Origin of the sequence: Kocuria rhizosphaerae (genome assembly GCF_044462265.1) — a bacterium.
Lineage (GTDB): Bacteria > Actinomycetota > Actinomycetes > Actinomycetales > Micrococcaceae > Kocuria > Kocuria rhizosphaerae.
Window position 1 is genome coordinate 1 of the sequence record NZ_JBISWL010000007.1, and the last position, 14,110, is coordinate 14,110.

At 73.5% G+C, this 14,110-nt stretch carries 13 protein-coding genes and 2 pseudogenes; 6 read left to right on the top strand and 9 right to left on the bottom strand.

What is annotated here, in order from left to right; all coding sequences use genetic code 11:
* Nucleotides 1–18 precede the first annotated feature (18 nt).
* Complete coding sequence (locus tag ACH9EU_RS00565; RefSeq protein WP_396411979.1) at nucleotides 19–1,395, bottom strand: aldehyde dehydrogenase family protein; 1,377 nt, start codon at nucleotides 1,393–1,395, stop codon at nucleotides 19–21.
* Nucleotides 1,396–1,630: 235 nt separating this feature from the next.
* On the opposite strand from ACH9EU_RS00565, the gene ACH9EU_RS00570 reads away from it, so the two are divergent.
* The 4 genes from ACH9EU_RS00570 to ACH9EU_RS00585 all read left to right on the top strand — a co-directional run bounded on the left by ACH9EU_RS00570 (nucleotide 1,631) and on the right by ACH9EU_RS00585 (nucleotide 5,983).
* Nucleotides 1,631–2,419, top strand: coding sequence for a coniferyl-alcohol dehydrogenase (locus ACH9EU_RS00570; RefSeq protein ID WP_396411980.1), 789 nt, complete (start codon nucleotides 1,631–1,633; stop codon nucleotides 2,417–2,419).
* A gap of 12 nt (nucleotides 2,420–2,431) precedes the next feature.
* Nucleotides 2,432–3,454, top strand: a complete 1,023-nt coding sequence (locus tag ACH9EU_RS00575) for a 2Fe-2S iron-sulfur cluster-binding protein (RefSeq protein ID WP_396411981.1) — start codon at nucleotides 2,432–2,434, stop codon at nucleotides 3,452–3,454.
* Between the two features lie 27 nt (nucleotides 3,455–3,481).
* Nucleotides 3,482–4,690 carry a cytochrome P450 gene (locus ACH9EU_RS00580; RefSeq protein ID WP_396411982.1) on the top strand — a complete coding sequence of 403 codons (1,209 nt, stop codon included), beginning with the start codon at nucleotides 3,482–3,484 and terminating at the stop codon, nucleotides 4,688–4,690.
* A 75-nt stretch (nucleotides 4,691–4,765) separates the two neighbouring features.
* A complete protein-coding gene (locus ACH9EU_RS00585) occupies nucleotides 4,766–5,983 on the top strand; it encodes an MBL fold metallo-hydrolase (protein WP_396411983.1) in 1,218 nt (405 codons plus the stop codon).
* On the opposite strand, the gene ACH9EU_RS00590 is transcribed toward ACH9EU_RS00585, so the two are convergent.
* The 5 genes and pseudogenes from ACH9EU_RS00590 to ACH9EU_RS00610 all read right to left on the bottom strand — a co-directional run bounded on the left by ACH9EU_RS00590 (nucleotide 5,871) and on the right by ACH9EU_RS00610 (nucleotide 8,828).
* Nucleotides 5,871–6,533 (bottom strand): MFS transporter, encoded by a 663-nt coding sequence (locus ACH9EU_RS00590; protein WP_396411984.1) that lies wholly within the window; start codon nucleotides 6,531–6,533, stop codon nucleotides 5,871–5,873. The two genes, ACH9EU_RS00585 and ACH9EU_RS00590, sit on opposite strands and share 113 nt — an antisense overlap.
* A 371-nt stretch (nucleotides 6,534–6,904) precedes the next feature.
* Nucleotides 6,905–7,369, bottom strand: coding sequence for an aldehyde dehydrogenase family protein (locus ACH9EU_RS00595; RefSeq protein WP_396411985.1), 465 nt, complete (start codon nucleotides 7,367–7,369; stop codon nucleotides 6,905–6,907).
* Between the two features lie 88 nt (nucleotides 7,370–7,457).
* Nucleotides 7,458–7,913, bottom strand: a pseudogene (locus tag ACH9EU_RS00600) (aldehyde dehydrogenase family protein); the annotation flags it as partial.
* 52 nt (nucleotides 7,914–7,965) lie between these two features.
* Nucleotides 7,966–8,268, bottom strand: a pseudogene (locus ACH9EU_RS00605) (aldehyde dehydrogenase family protein); the annotation flags it as partial.
* 158 nt (nucleotides 8,269–8,426) lie between these two features.
* Nucleotides 8,427–8,828 carry a hypothetical protein gene (locus ACH9EU_RS00610; RefSeq protein ID WP_396411986.1) on the bottom strand — a complete coding sequence of 134 codons (402 nt, stop codon included), beginning with the start codon at nucleotides 8,826–8,828 and terminating at the stop codon, nucleotides 8,427–8,429.
* A gap of 262 nt (nucleotides 8,829–9,090) precedes the next feature.
* Here ACH9EU_RS00610 and ACH9EU_RS00615 point away from each other — a divergent pair, with 262 nt between their 5' ends.
* The gene (locus ACH9EU_RS00615) at nucleotides 9,091–9,891 is read left to right on the top strand and encodes a hypothetical protein (RefSeq protein WP_396411987.1); all 801 of its coding nucleotides are present in this window, start codon (nucleotides 9,091–9,093) and stop codon (nucleotides 9,889–9,891) included.
* Between the two features lie 75 nt (nucleotides 9,892–9,966).
* On the opposite strand, the gene ACH9EU_RS00620 is transcribed toward ACH9EU_RS00615, so the two are convergent.
* From ACH9EU_RS00620 to ACH9EU_RS00630, 3 genes are all read right to left on the bottom strand, one after another.
* On the bottom strand, nucleotides 9,967–11,244 hold the full coding sequence (locus ACH9EU_RS00620; protein WP_396411988.1) for a hydantoinase/carbamoylase family amidase: 1,278 nt from the start codon (nucleotides 11,242–11,244) through the stop codon (nucleotides 9,967–9,969).
* Entirely contained in the window at nucleotides 11,241–11,669 is a 429-nt protein-coding gene (locus ACH9EU_RS00625) for a hypothetical protein (protein WP_396411989.1), read from the bottom strand. Before ACH9EU_RS00625 ends, ACH9EU_RS00620 begins: the two co-directional genes overlap by 4 nt.
* 118 nt (nucleotides 11,670–11,787) lie before the next feature.
* Entirely contained in the window at nucleotides 11,788–12,978 is a 1,191-nt protein-coding gene (locus tag ACH9EU_RS00630) for a DUF4872 domain-containing protein (protein ID WP_396411990.1), read from the bottom strand.
* A gap of 248 nt (nucleotides 12,979–13,226) precedes the next feature.
* On the opposite strand from ACH9EU_RS00630, the gene ACH9EU_RS00635 reads away from it, so the two are divergent.
* The coding region (locus tag ACH9EU_RS00635) for a fibronectin type III domain-containing protein (RefSeq protein ID WP_396411991.1) at nucleotides 13,227–14,110 on the top strand (884 nt) is incomplete at its 3' end.

Consider the following 14,110-nt stretch of genomic DNA (forward strand, 5'->3'; position numbering starts at 1 on the left):
CCACCCCCGGGCCGTGGTTCAGGCGGTGTGGGGACGGGCGTTGACGGTGCGGGGCTCGAGGTACTCCTCCAGGCCCCAGCGGCCGCGCTCCCGCCCCAGGCCGGAGCCCTTCCACCCGCCGAAGGGGGCGTCGAGCTCGACGACGGTGTGCTGGTTGATCCAGGCGGTGCCGACCTCCAGCCGGGAGGCGACCTCCTGGGCCCGGTCCAGGTCCGGGGACCACACCGAGGCGCCGAGGCCGAACTCCTGCGCATTGAGCTCCTCCACGGTCGCGTCCAGGTCGTCGTAGGGCACCACCGGCAGGGCGGCACCGAACTGCTCGCAGGCCACGAGATCGGTGGTGCGCGGCGGGTCCACCACGACGGTCGGCTCCAGGAAGTGACCGGGCAGGTCCGTTCCGTGCCGGCCGCCGTGGGCGATGCGCCCGCCCTCGGCCACCGCACGGGCCACGTAGTCCTTCACGAGCCGCTGCTGGTCGCCGGTGTGCATGGGCCCCATGCTGGTGCCCTCGGCCACGCCGTGGCCCAGGCGCAGCGCGGCGGCCGCCTCCACGAGGGCGTCGGTCAGCTCGGCCGTCCGGGCCCGCGGGACGTAGACCCGCTTCACGGCCATGCAGACCTGGCCGGCGTTGCGGAACGCCGAGCCCACGATCCGCCGGGCCGTGAACTCCGGGTCGGCGTCGGGCAGCACGATCGCCGGGTCGTTGCCGCCCAGCTCGAGGGTCACCTTCTTCACCGTCGGCGCGGCCTGCGCCATGATCGCGGCACCGATCTCGGTGGAGCCCGTGAAGGAGATCTTCCGGATACCGGGAAGCTCGGAGAGCGCCCGGGAGAGCACGCCGCGGCCGGTGACGACCTGCAGCACGTGCTCGGGGAGGAAGCGGTTGAGCACCTCGGCCAGGGCCCGGGTGGACATCGGGGTGGAGGGCGCCGGCTTGGCGATCACCGTGCACCCGGCCACCAGCGCCGGAGCCAGCTTGACGGCCAGCAGGGAGATCGGGAAGTTCCACGGCGTGATGGCCCCCACGAGCCCGACCGGTGCGTACTGGACCTGGACCGAGCGGTCCTGGCGCACCGGGAGCGTCTCGACGAGGTCCCACTCGAGGTCGGCGTAGTGGCGCAGCAGGCCGGCGGCGACCGTGAACTCCTGGGTGGCCTCGGCCCAGACCTTGCCCTGTTCCAGGGAGAGGATCCGGCCGAGGTCCTCCGCCTCGGCCCGCACGGCCTCGGAGGCCCGCCGGAGCGCGGTGCGGCGGGCCTCGCGGTCCGCGGCCCAGGCACGGGCGGCCGCGGTCGCCGAGACGACGGCCCGCTCGACGTCCTCCGGGCGGTGCAGGGGCACCTCCCCCACGGGATCCAGGGTGGCCGGGTCGATGACTTCGTAGGTGGCTGGCACCGGGTCTCCTCACGTCGCGGTCGGTCCGGAAGCCCCGCCCGTCCCCGGACGGACCTCCACATCTTCCAGCATCGGTTTCCGCTGTGACCGCGGACACTCCACCTTCCGCTGGCCGGAAAGGTCGCGTGAGCTTCCGGCCTCCCGGGACCGACAGTGGTGGAGGAAGATAGAACCGGACGCCCAGCCGCTCGACGGCGGTGCACGGTCGCCCCTCGTTGTCGGAAGGACCATCTCCATGACGCTCCACGACCAGACCTTCGTCGTCACCGGTGCCGCCTCCGGCATCGGCGCCGCCACCGCAGCTCTGCTCCGCGCCTCCGGCGCGGAGGTGATCGGCGTGGACCGCAATCCCGCCCCGGAGTTCCCCGGGACGTTCGTCCAGGGGGACCTCTCCACGGCGGAGGGCGTGGCGGCGGTCGCGGACCGGGTGCCGCACGGCATCACGGGGCTGCTGAACATCGCCGGTGTGCCGGGCACCGCTCCGTGGCGGCTGGTGCTCTCCGTCAACGTGTTCGGCCTGCGGGATCTCACCCGGGCCCTGCTGCCGAAGATCGCCGACGGCGGCGTGGTGGTCAACCTCGCCTCCAGCGTGGCGAACGGCTGGGCAGCGCGCTCCGCCGAGGTGGCGCGCTTCGCCGGGGCCGAGGACCGTGCGGCGGCCCTGGACGCCGTGGCCGCGGACCCGGAGGTCACCGGCAACTCGTACCGGTTCTCCAAGGAGTGCGTCCGGTGGCTCACGCTCTCGGCCGCCGCCGAGAACCTCGGCCGCGTGCGCGTGGTCTCGGTCAGCCCCGGGCCCGTGCAGACGCCGATCCTGGAGGACTTCAAGAAGGACCACGGCCGGGACAAGGTCGAGGGCGCGGTCGCACTGCTCGGCCGCGCCGGGGAGCCCGGAGACATCGCGCGCACCATCGCGTTCCTCGTCGGCCCCGGGGCCGCGTGGATCAACGGCACGGACATCTGCGTCGACGGCGGGCTCGGTGCCCACCGGGCCACCACGGCCGCCCTGGCCGCGAACGCCTGAAGGGGAGGAGCCATGACCGCCACCAACACCGTACCCGCGCCCGCCGGGCCGGTCCCCTCGCACCCGGACCCCGAGCACCGCTACCGGCACGAGGTCGAGGAGGCCGTCGTCGAACGGCTCGAGGCCGTGGCCGAGGGCGTCCGCCGGATCACCCTGCGCACCGTGGACGGCGACGCTTTCCCCCGCTGGGAACCGGGCTCGCACATCGACCTGGTCCTGCCCCACCACGTGCGGCAGTACTCGATCTGCTCCCCGCTCGAGGACCGGACCCGGCTGCAGGTCGCGGTGCTGCGCACGCGCGACTCCCGCGGCGGGTCGGCCTACGTCCACGAGGACCTCGCCGAGGGCGACGTCGTGCGGATCAACGGCCCCCGGAACAACTTCCCGTTCGTGGACTCCCGCAAGTACCTCTTCATCGCCGGCGGCATCGGGATCACCCCGATCCTGCCGATGATCGAGGCGGCGGAGGCCGCGGGCCGGGAGTGGCGGCTGGCCTACGGCGGGCGCTCCCGGGCCTCGATGGCCTTCCTCGACGAGCTGGTCGCCCGGTACGGGGACAGGATCCTCCCGTTCCCGGAGGACGAGGCCGGCCGCATCGACCTCGACGGGCTGCTCGCGCTGCCCCGGGCCAAGATGCTCGTCTACGCGTGCGGCCCCGACCCCCTGCTGCGCGCGATCGAGGACTACTGCACGGGCTGGCCTCCCGGCGCCCTGCACGTCGAACGGTTCGTCGCGGCGAACCTCGACGCCGGGGCGAGCGCCGAGCCCTTCGAGGTGGAGCTGACCGAGACCGGGAGGACGGTCACGGTGCCGCCCGACCGCACGGTCCTCGACGTGGTGGAGGAGCACGGGGTGCGTGTGCTGTCCTCCTGCCGTGTGGGGGTGTGCGGCACGTGCGAGACCCGGGTGCTCGGCGGCGACGTCGAGCACCGGGACGCGATCCTCGACGAGGAGGAGAAGCACCTGGGCGACGCCATGATGGTCTGCGTCTCCCGTGCCGCGGCCGGTTGCCGCAAGCTCGTCCTCGACCTCTGACCCACCGACCTGCACAGGAGTGTTCCCATGACTGCCATCGTCGCGCGGCCGGAGGCCGTGGCTCTTCCGGACGACCCCTTCTCCCGGGAGAACATCGCGAACCCCTACCCGCTGCACGAGAAGCTGCGGGAGGCCGGACCCGTCGTGTGGCTGGAGAAGTACGGCTGCTACGCCGTGACGCGCTACGAGTGGGTCTACGAGATCCTCACCGACTTCGAGTCCTACTGCTCCAGCGGCGGCCTCGGGCCGAAGGACATCCGCAAGGAGCCGGAGTGGCGGCCGCCGTCGATCCTGGAGTCGGACCCGCCCACGCACACCGTCATGCGCCGCGGCCTGGCGGGGGTCATCTCTCCCTCCACCATGCGCCGGCTCAGGGAGCAGTTCGCCCCCTTCGCGGAGGAGCTGGCCGAGGAGGTCGTGTCCCGGGGCGACGTCGACGGCATCAAGGACATCGCCGAGCCCTACCCGCTGAAGGTCTTCCCGGACGCCGTGGGGCTGCGCCCGGAGGGCCGCGAGAACCTGCTGCCCTACGGCGCCATGGTCTTCAACGCCTTCGGCGCGGACAACGAGATCCGGGCCGAGGCCTTCACCGAGGGCGAGAAGGTCGCCGCCTGGATCATGGACAGCTGCGCCCGGGAGAACCTCTCGCTCACCGGGCTGGGCGCCGACATCTGGAAGGTCGCCGAGGAGGGCCGGATCGAGCCCCAGCAGGCCACCCTGCTCGTCCGGGCGCTGCTGTCCGCCGGGGTGGACACCACCGTGTTCGGCATCGGCAACACCCTGTACAGCCTCGCCCGCCACCCCGGCGAGTGGGAGAAGCTCAAGGCCAACCCACGGCTCGCCAAGTTCGCGGTGGACGAGGCCCTGCGGCTGGAGTCGCCCTTCCAGATGTTCCACCGCACCTCGACCGTGGACACCGAGATCGGCGGCGTGACCATCCCCGCGGACGCGAAGATCCTGCTGTTCATGGGCGCCGCCAACCGCGATCCCCGCAAGTGGGGCGAGGACGCCGACGTCTTCGACCTCGACCGCAGCGCCTCCGGCCACGTGGCGTTCGGCATGGGGCTGCACCAGTGCGTGGGGCAGCCGATCGCACGGATCGAGATCGAGCTCGTCCTCCAGGCCCTCGCCCGGCGCGTGGACCGGATCGAGCCGACCGCCGAGCCGAGCCCGTGGATCCACAACGTGCTGCGCGGCTTCGCGCGGATGCCGCTCCGGCTCACGCCGCGCGACTGACGGGGCACCCCACGACCACATGACCGGAGTCCCGGAGCAGCTCCGCCTCCGGGCCGCACAGGAACGAGAATCCCCGTGAACTCTCCCACCGCGTCGTCCCGGGACGGGATCTCCCGCCGCAGGGTCCTGGGCCTGGCCTCCGCCCTCGGCCTGACCCCGCTGGCCGCCACGGCCTGCGCCTCCGGGGGAGAGCCCGCCGGCGGCGCCTCCCCCTCGGCAACCGCGACGGCGCCGGGGCGCGCCGCGCCACGGGCGCCCCTCACCAGCACCGCCGCGAACCGGGTCGTGCTGCTCGGCACGAGCGGCGGCCCGCCGTGGTGGAACGACTCCCACCGTGAGGGCGTGGCCTCCGCCGTCGTCGTCGGGGACAGGTACTACCTCGTCGACGCCGGGGACGGGGTCGGCAAGCAGCTCAAGAAGGCGAAGCTGGGCACCTGGGCCAAGGACATGCGGGGGCCCCTGGACGCCCTGGAGGCCGTGTTCCTCACCCACCTGCACTCGGACCACATCTCCGACCTCTACAACATCTTCGGCACCGGCCTGCAGAACGGTGTGACCGTTCCGGACCGGGTGCTGCAGGTCTTCGGCCCGGGCAATCGTGGGGCGCTGCCCGTCAACTTCAGGGGCGAGCAGATCCCCGCCGACCAGGTCGTCCACCCCGACAACCCGACGCCGGGCACCCGGGAGACGATCGAGGCGATGATGAGGACCTTCGCCACGGACTTCAACGACCGGATCATCGACTCCGGCTACCCGCCGCCACGGGACTTCTTCGTCGGCCGGGACGTCGACCTGCCGGCCGACCTGGCCGACGACCCCAACGGCGATCCGCACCCGCGGATGAGCCCCATCGACGTGTACGAGGACGACCGGGTCAAGGTCACCGCGACCCTGGTCCAGCACGCCCCGGTGTTCCCCGCCTTCGCCTACCGCTTCGACACCGACTCCGGCGCGGTGACGTTCTCCGGCGACACCAGCCCCAGCGACAACCTGGTGGAGCTGGCGCACGGATCGGACGTCCTCGTGCACGAGGTCATCGCCGAGGCCTGGGTCGGGCAGCACCACCCCGCCCCGCGCGATGCCGCGTCCGAGGCCGAGTACCAGCACCTGGTCGGCGCGCACACCACCATCGAGGACGTCGGGGACGTCGCCGAGCGCGCCGGGGTGAAGAAGCTCGTGCTCAACCACCTCGTGCCGGGCAACTGGCCGGTCGAGCAGTGGGAGAAGGCCGGCGAGACCTTCTCGGGCGAGCTCGTCGTCGGCGAGGACCTCGACAGCATCGCCATCGGCTGACGAACGGGACGAGCGAGCGGACCGCTGCGCCCGGGACCGGGAATATGACGGTCACGTAGACGGCCGGGTTGGTGGTGCCCACCTCGGCGGAGGTCAGCCGGGCGGCGACCAGCGGAGCCACGCCGGCGCCGATGATCGAACTGAGCTGGAAGGACAGCGAGGCGCCGGTGTACCGGGCGTTCGTGCCGAACTTCTCGGACAGGAACGCCCCGATCGGGCCGTACATCGAGGCCTGGATGATGGGGTTGCCCAGCATGAAGGCCGCACCGATCCAGAGCGGGTCGCCCGTGTTGAACATGGCGAACATCGGCCGGACGGCGATCGCCGAGAATATCGCGCCCCCGACCATGACCTTCTTCCGGCCGATCCGGTCGGAGAGGGCGGCGAAGGCGGGGATCGTGAAGATGTGGAAGAAGCTGGAGAACGTCAGGAGCATCAGCGCCTCGGAGCGCGGGATCCACTCGTTGATGACCGACACGTCGGTGACCATGAACCCGGCGAGCAGACCCTGCACGAACAGCGGGGCCGCGCCGGCCAGGGCGCCCAGCACGACCTCCTTCGGGTACCCGGGTGACCATCAGCATGAGCGGGGTCCCGGTGTGCACGTCGCCGCTCCGGCGGGCCGCCTCGAACTCGGGGGACTCCTTGACCCGGGCCCGCAGGTACCGGCCGACGAGGACACGATCACCGAGAGCAGGAACGGCACGCGCCGGCCCCACGAGTAGAACCGACCATCGGGCAGTGAGGCGAACAGCGTCAGCACGAGGGTCGAGAGCACGGCACCGGTCGGACCGCCGGCCACGGCGCCCTGCCGGGCCGCCGTGCGGTGGTGCGCGACTGCTCTCCTCCCGCCGGCTCCGCCGGGTCCGCGGCCTCCGGGCCGGGGCCGGGCACGGGGCGGGGCCCGGAGCGGCCGAGGTCTCAGGCCGAGGGCCTGCGGTGGACGGACTGGTACGTCAGGTAGGCCCTCAGCCCCTCGACCCCGAACTCCACGCCGAGTCCGGAGTCCCCCCGCCCGCCGAAGGGCGCGGCGTGGTTGGAGGCGAAGAAGTTGATGCCGATGGAGCCGGTGTTCACGCGCCGGGCCACCTGCAGTGCGCGGTCCTCGTCGGAGGAGAAGACGATGCCGCCCAGTCCGTACGGGGTGTTGTTGGTCAGCTCCACGGCCTGGTCCACGTCCCGGTAGCGCAGGATCGTGATGATCGGCCCGAAGATCTTTTCCCGGGCCACCGTCATCCCCGGGGTGACGTCGGCGAGGACGGTCGGCCGGACGAAGAAACCGGTCCCGATGTCGGCCCGGCCCCCGCCGGTGACCACGCGTGCGCCTTCCTGCTCCGCGGAGTCCAGGTAGCCCATCACGACGTCGTACTGCCACCGGTTGGCCATGGGCCCGAAGACGATCTCCTGCTCCAGCGGGTCGCCCTGGGGGGGCCTCGGCGACGGTGCGCCCGACCATCTCCACGACCTCCTCGTAGCGGGACTCCGGGGCGAGGATGCGGGTGGAGATGTAGCAGGCCTGCCCGGTGTTGCGCAGGCAGGAGCGGATCAGCACCGAGGACATGTGCTCGAGGTCCACGTCCTCGAGCACGATCGCGGAGGACTTCCCGCCCAGCTCGAGGGTGACCGGCTTCAGCTGCTCGCCGCAGGCGGCGGCGATCCTGCGCCCCACCGGGGTGGAGCCGGTGAACGCCACCTTGCGCACGAGGGGATGGCGGACGAGCTGGTCGCCCACGGCGCCGTTGCCGGTGATCAGGTTGACCACCCCGGCCGGGACGCCGGCGGCGGTCAGCGCGTCGACGACGAAGCGCACGGACAGCGGAGTCGGCGAGGCCGGCTTGATCACCACGGTGCACCCTGCCAGCAGGGCCGGGGCGAGCTTGGCGACGACCAGGTTGATCGGGAAGTTCCAGGGGGCGATGAGCGCGCACACCCCCCACGGGGTCCTTGTGGGCGACGGTCACTCCTGCCCCGTTGGGGAAGGGGCGCACGTCCTCGGACTCCAGCCACGGGGCCAGGGACGCGAAGTAGCGGAAGATCCCGGCCGCGTTGGCCGCGGCCCCGAGGGTCTCCGAGATCGGGGACCCGTTCTCGCGGGTGTTGGTGCAGGCCATGGGTTCGCGGCGGGCCTCGATCTCCTCGGCGGCCCGGAGCAGGTGCTCGGCCCGGGCGGACGGGGTGAGGGCCGCCCAGTCGGCGAAGGCGCGGTCGGCTGCGGTCACCGCCTTCCCGAGGTCTTCGGCGGTGGTCTGCAGCTCGGGGATGATCTCGGCCTCGAGCCGGTCCATGCAGGCCGAGGGGGTGAGCTTGAACCAGCCGTGGGCCAGGGCGATCCCGGTGTGGTCGAAGCGCCACAGCCGGTCGGCGTCGCGGACCAGGGCGTCCTCGAGGGACGTCGGCTGCGGCCGGGTGTCGTGGCCGTCGATGATCGCGGTGACCCGCCGGATCAGCGCGGGAGCGCAGCCAACGGACTCCAGGACGTCGGCGGCGATGCGGGCCCCTCGACCTCGTGTGCGCGCACCAGGTCGGGGCGGCCTCCGCCCTGGGCGATCGCCGCGAGCACCAGCTCCGGGGGCACCTGCGACCACCCGGTGTCGTGCGGCAGGATCGCCGGGAGCACGACGTCGGGGTCCGCCCCGGGCACCAGCGGCACCAGCTGCCGGGCGATGCCGTAGGCGTAGAGGCTGTGGACGTCGTCGTCGCGCACGGCCAGGAAGGCCTTCGCCCGCGCCCAGATCCGGCGCTCGAGCGCGGAGAGGCCGAACACCCCGGCCACCCGGGTGGCGGGCGGGATCCGTTCCGTGACGTCGTGCGCGTAGCCGACGTGCGGCGGGGCATCGGGTTCCATACCGCCATGGAACAGGCCGGGCGCCGCCCACGGAAGGCCTCGCGTCCACTGAGTGGATGTCCGCTCCCCCTCCCGCCGGGAACTCGCCGGCCCCGCCCGAGCAGCGGGCCGGCGCCGGCGTCCCGGGGAGGACCGGTGAGTGCGGCGATGGGGCACCGGGGCCGGGCACGGCACCGGGACCGCCGTCCCGCCGTCGCTCAACTCGTCGCGTCCGAGCAGGCGCCTACGCTCAGGGCTCAAGGAACTGCATTCGGAGGCCACCATGGCGGGCAGCAAGAACGACGACACGCTCATCGGCTGCGGCGGCCTGATCGCACTGGGGATCGTCCTCTCCGTGGTGGCCTTCGTGCTCGAGCACTGGGAGGTCCTCCTGGGCGCCGCCGTCGTGGCCGGTGCCGTGACCCTGGCCGTGCGGGCCGTCAAGGCCCGCCGCCGGCGCACCCTCGGCCGGCAGCGCGCCCGGGCCGAGTCCGCGGCGCAGGTCCGGCGGGGCCGGGACGAGGCCCGGCGCGCCGGGGTGGAGGACATGCGCACCGCGTGGATCGCGTGGCAGCTCCGGAGCGACCTGCCCCCGCAGTCGATCCGCCCTCCGGCCGCCGTCCGGGAGCGGCTGGCCGAGGTCCCGAAGGCCGAGTGGGACGTCTCCCGGCTCCGGGCGCACGGGCGGTCGGTGTGGGCGCTCCGGGACGTCGCGCGTCCCACCGCCCTGCACCGGGAGGTCGAGGAGCGCCTCGACCGGATGGCCGCCATGATCTCCGACTGGAACGACCAGGAGTTCGACACCAGGCTCGGGCAGACCAGCGACGAGTACCTCTACCACCCGGACCGCGAGATCCGCGCCGCCTACCTCGAGGGCGGGGCCGAGGGCGTGGAGGCCGTCATTGACGCCATCACCGCGGCCCGTGCCCGGGCCCGGGAGGACGCCGCCACCCGGGCCGCCGCGGACGCCCTCGCCCAGCAGCGCAACGCCGCGCTCAGGGCCCTGCGCGAGACCCAGCAGTCCACCGAGGCCCGCGACGCCCACGCCGCCTGGGACGAGCAGGCCCGCAAGCTCGAGGAGTGACCCTCCCCGGGCCCGCCCGCCGGGCTGCACGCCGCCGGGGGAGGGCGTCGGTCCGCCCGGTCAGCCCTCCCCGCCCTACTGCAGGGCGGGGACCCCGGCCAGCTCGCACACGGCCCGGAGCATCACGGTGATGCCGTCGGCGCAGGCCTCGGGTGTGGAGTACTCCTGGGGGTTGTGGCTGATCCCGTCCTGGAGCCCCGGCACGAAGACCATGCCGGCCGGGCCCAGGGCGGCCATCTCCCCGGCGTCGTGCGCGGCCCCGGAGACCATCTCGCGGGAGCTGATGCCGAGGTTGGACGCGCTCTTGGCCAGGGCCGTGCACACCTCCGGGTCGAACTCCACCGGCGGGGACTGCGCCGTGATCCGCACGGACGCCTCCACCTTGGCCTCCTCGGCCGCCCGCCGGACGGCGGCGTCGAGGGCCTCCTGGGCGGCGGCCATGTGCGCCGCGTCCGAGCAGCGCATGTCGACGGTCATGAGCGCCGAGCCCGGCACCACGTTCGTGGCGTTGGGATACTGCTCCACCCGCCCGGCCGTGGCGCGCATGTCCCCGTAGCGGCCCGAGGAGACCATCTCGTGCAGGGCGACGGTCACCAGCGCCGCCGCCAGCCCGGCGTTGTGCCGCAACTCGTAGGGGGTGGTGCCCGCGTGGGCGGAGACGCCCGTGAAGACGATCTCCTTCCACGTGATCGCGAAGATGCCGGTGACCACGCCCACCTGCACGTCCTCCCGCGCGAGCACGGGACCCTGCTCGATGTGGCACTCCAGGTACGCGTACGGCTCCGGGCCCGGCACGGGATCGCCGTCCGAGAGCCCGTGCCGGTCCAGCTCGCTGCCCACGGTCACCCCCTGGGGGTCGGCCAGCTTCCGGGCCCGCTCGAGCGGGATCCGCCCGGAGGCCACCGCGGAGCCCAGGGTCACGGTCTCGAACCGGACCCCCTCCTCGTCGGTGAAGACCACCACCTCGACCGGCCGCTGGGTCTGGATGCCCGCGTCGTCGAGGCACCGCACGATCTCCAGGCCGCCGAGGACGCCCAGGGCCCCGTCGAACCGGCCCCCGGTGTTCACGGTGTCCAGGTGGGAGCCGACCCGCACGGGGGCCAGGCCGTCGTCGAGCCCCGCACGGCGGGCGTACACGTTGCCCATCCGGTCGTGGCGCACGCTCAGCCCGGCGGCCTCGAACCAGCCCAGCACCAGCCGGCGCCCGGCCATGTCCTCGTCCGTGAGGGCCAGGCGACGGACCCCGGTGGTCCCCGCGTTCTCGTCCTCGTAGGCCCCGACCCGCCCCAGCTCCTCGATGGTGGACCACAGCCGGTCCCGGTCCACGCCCATGGTGTCCAGTGAGTTCGTCATCCCTGCTCCTCGTTCGCGCGCCGTTGCCCCCACTCTGGCCCTCCCGGAGGCCGGAGGGAAGGACCCCGGCCCACGGGGCTTCCGGCCGCGCGGACCGCGCGGCAGTAGTCCCCGAGGGCGAGCCCGCCGGCGGCGGCCCTGCGCGCGCCCTGCGCCACCAGCAGGATCCGCCGCGCCTCGAGGATCGTGCCGAGACCTTGGGTGACGCAGTGCGTGGGCACCGCCTCGGGGCGGTCGAAGAACCGGGCGTTGTCGGAGCGGGTCTGCAGGGCCGGCGCCGCCACCCGGGTGCGCGAGCGCAGCGAGGTGATGGGCTCGTTGAAGCCGATGTGCCCGTTGGTGCCGATCCCGAGGAGCTGCAGGTCGATGCCGCCGGCCGCGTGCGCCGCGACCTGCGCGGCGGTCGGCAGGATGGTCACGTCCATCGGGCGTTCTCCTCCCTGCTCTCGTCCACTCTCCTCCGCCGCCTCCCCGGCCCCGCCCGGGTCGGCGCCTCCACGGCCGGCGTCCCGGGGACAACCCGTGCGGCTGCGGAGCCGGGGTTCAGGCGCTCCGGAGCAGGGCGGTGGCCGCCGCCTCCTCGGCGTCGGCGAGCCCGTCCAGCAGCCCGGCCATCCGCGCGAACACGGCCACGCGCTGCTCGTGCCCGCAGTCCGGGTCGACGACGTCGGCCAGCGCGTCCCAGTCCCGGCCCAGGGCGTCGTAGCGCCCGGCGAGCTCACCCAGGGCCGCGAGCCCCGGCGCGGCGGCGGCCTCCCGCAGGAACCGGGCGTACAGGGGCCGCAGCGCCCCGGGGCCGCTCCACTCGTCCCCGCCCAGGAAGCGCTGCAGCTGCGCCAGCGCGCGGGCCCGGCGCTCGTCGTCGTCGAACAGGGCCGGCCAGCCCTTCCTGGTCCGGGTGTCCCGGAGCCGCTCCGCCCAGGTGCGCATGCCCCGGACCCCGAAGTTCTTCCCGAAGTGGGCGGGCACGCCGGCGGGGCCGCCGGTGCTCAGCAGCGCCTCGGCCGTCTCGCGGACCGCGGTGCGCACGTGCGCGGCCAGGGTCGGGGCGTCGAGCGAGCCGGGGTCCTCCACGTGGGCCTGCCAGTGCTTGTCGGCCGCGCGGGCCGCCCGGGCCTCGGCCAGGCGCTCCTCCTCGACCTCGTGGAGCCCGGTGCCGGTGTCCACCAGGAAGGCGCCGTCCGGGTGCCGGCCGGCGACCACGACGTCCGCGGACTCGCCGTACTCGTCCGGCTCCTCCCCCGCGAACAGCGCCCGGTCACCGCGCACGACGACGGGCCGGCCCGCCTCCAGCGCGGTGTCCAGGGCCGTGCGGGCCCGCCCACGGCTGGTGGTCGTAAGGGTGCGCACCTCCGCCCCGGAGCGCGCCAGGAGGTTCTCCCGGTAGGGCCCGGGGTGGAACCGGGTGACTACCGTGGCGGTGGTGACGTCCCGGTACTCGAAGGTGAAGACCATGAAGCCGATCCCGCCGCCCAGCCCGGCGAGCATCGCCTCGCCGAACGGCGCCACCGTCACCGGGTTCAGGGCTCCCGCCTGGCCCAGGACGCGGCTCCACAGGGCGGCGTCGTGCTGGGACACCGTGCGCGCGGGCGCGTAGCCGGGCAGCAGACCCGGGTGGACGAGGTCCGACGGCGGCTCGTCACCCACGAGGTGGCGGCGGGCCGCGGTGTAGCTCCCGCCGGTCCTCGCCATGCGCTCGCGGACGCGGGCCTCGAACTGCTGGTGCTGGGTCATCGGACGTCTCCCTCGGTCGGCGCCGCCGGGACCAGCATACGGCGCGGCGGGCACCGGCGGCGGCCCCTCGGCGCGCACGGTCCCCCCGGAGCTGACGTCACACAGCAGCAGAAAATCTGTCATCCCGTTGGTGGACAGCCCGTCCTCCCTTGGGGGGGCATCTGTTCAATGCACTCGCATCTACCTGCCCGCCTGGGGCCTACTGGTCCGTAGGTCCCCTCCGCACCGAGACCCCACCAGGAGAATCCATGAGCACGAGAACGACCACCGGAGCGTCCGCCGCCGTCGCAGCACTGCTGCTGTCCGCCGTCGCCCCCACCGCCCAGGCCGCCGGGGACACCTCGCCGCCGGAGTTCGTCAGCTTCGAGGTGAGCCCGACGGTCGTCGATGCCCGCGAGGGCGGCGACGTGACCGCCACGCTGCACATCACGGACGAGACCTGTCTTGACGAGAGCGCCCTCGAGCTGGGGCTGCGGACCACCGACGGCAGCGGGTACGGGGAACAGCGGCCCGCGACCCGGATCGCCGGGGACTGCACGGACGGCATCTACGAGACGTCCTTCCCGGTCTCCGGGGAGGACCTGGGCCTGGAGCCCTTCGGTCCCTGGAGCGTGATCGTCCACCCGCTGTCCGACACCGTGGGCAATGCCGCGGAACCCGGGCACCCGAGCTTCTTCCGGGAGCGGTACTTCACCTACGCCGCCTCGCCCGACGCCGCCACCGACCTCGTCGTCACCGAGGCGGGCACCACGGCCCTCTCGGCCTCCTGGACCGCCCCCGAGGCCAACGGGTCTCCCATCATGGAGTACGTGGTGCGCGTCAAGGACGCCACCGGCACCACCGTGCTCACCGAGTCCGTGGACGACCCCGTCGTGGACGGGCTGAGCGTCTCCCTGGCGGCGGGCCAGGAGTACTCGTTCGAGGTCACGGCCCACAACCTGGTGGGCGGGACCGAGACCGCGACGACGTCGTTCGTGCCGCAGGCGGCCGGGTACACCCCGCCGGCGGAGTCGCCGTTCGTCGACATCACCCCGACGACCACCTTCTACAAGGAGATGGCCTGGATGGCCGAGAACAAGATCTCCGGCGGCTGGTCCACCGACGCCGGCAAGGTCTACCGCCCCCACACCGC

Coding starts and splice junctions, on each gene's coding strand:
- ACH9EU_RS00620 (WP_396411988.1), bottom strand. CDS start 11,244: ATGACGAACTCACTGGACACCATGGGCGTGGACCGGGACCGGCTGTGG.
- ACH9EU_RS00630 (WP_396411990.1), bottom strand. CDS start 12,978: ATGACCCAGCACCAGCAGTTCGAGGCCCGCGTCCGCGAGCGCATGGCG.
- ACH9EU_RS00625 (WP_396411989.1), bottom strand. CDS start 11,669: ATGGACGTGACCATCCTGCCGACCGCCGCGCAGGTCGCGGCGCACGCG.
- ACH9EU_RS00580 (WP_396411982.1), top strand. CDS start 3,482: ATGACTGCCATCGTCGCGCGGCCGGAGGCCGTGGCTCTTCCGGACGAC.
- ACH9EU_RS00610 (WP_396411986.1), bottom strand. CDS start 8,828: ATGGAACCCGATGCCCCGCCGCACGTCGGCTACGCGCACGACGTCACG.
- ACH9EU_RS00570 (WP_396411980.1), top strand. CDS start 1,631: ATGACGCTCCACGACCAGACCTTCGTCGTCACCGGTGCCGCCTCCGGC.
- ACH9EU_RS00615 (WP_396411987.1), top strand. CDS start 9,091: ATGGCGGGCAGCAAGAACGACGACACGCTCATCGGCTGCGGCGGCCTG.
- ACH9EU_RS00595 (WP_396411985.1), bottom strand. CDS start 7,369: ATGGCCAACCGGTGGCAGTACGACGTCGTGATGGGCTACCTGGACTCC.
- ACH9EU_RS00575 (WP_396411981.1), top strand. CDS start 2,432: ATGACCGCCACCAACACCGTACCCGCGCCCGCCGGGCCGGTCCCCTCG.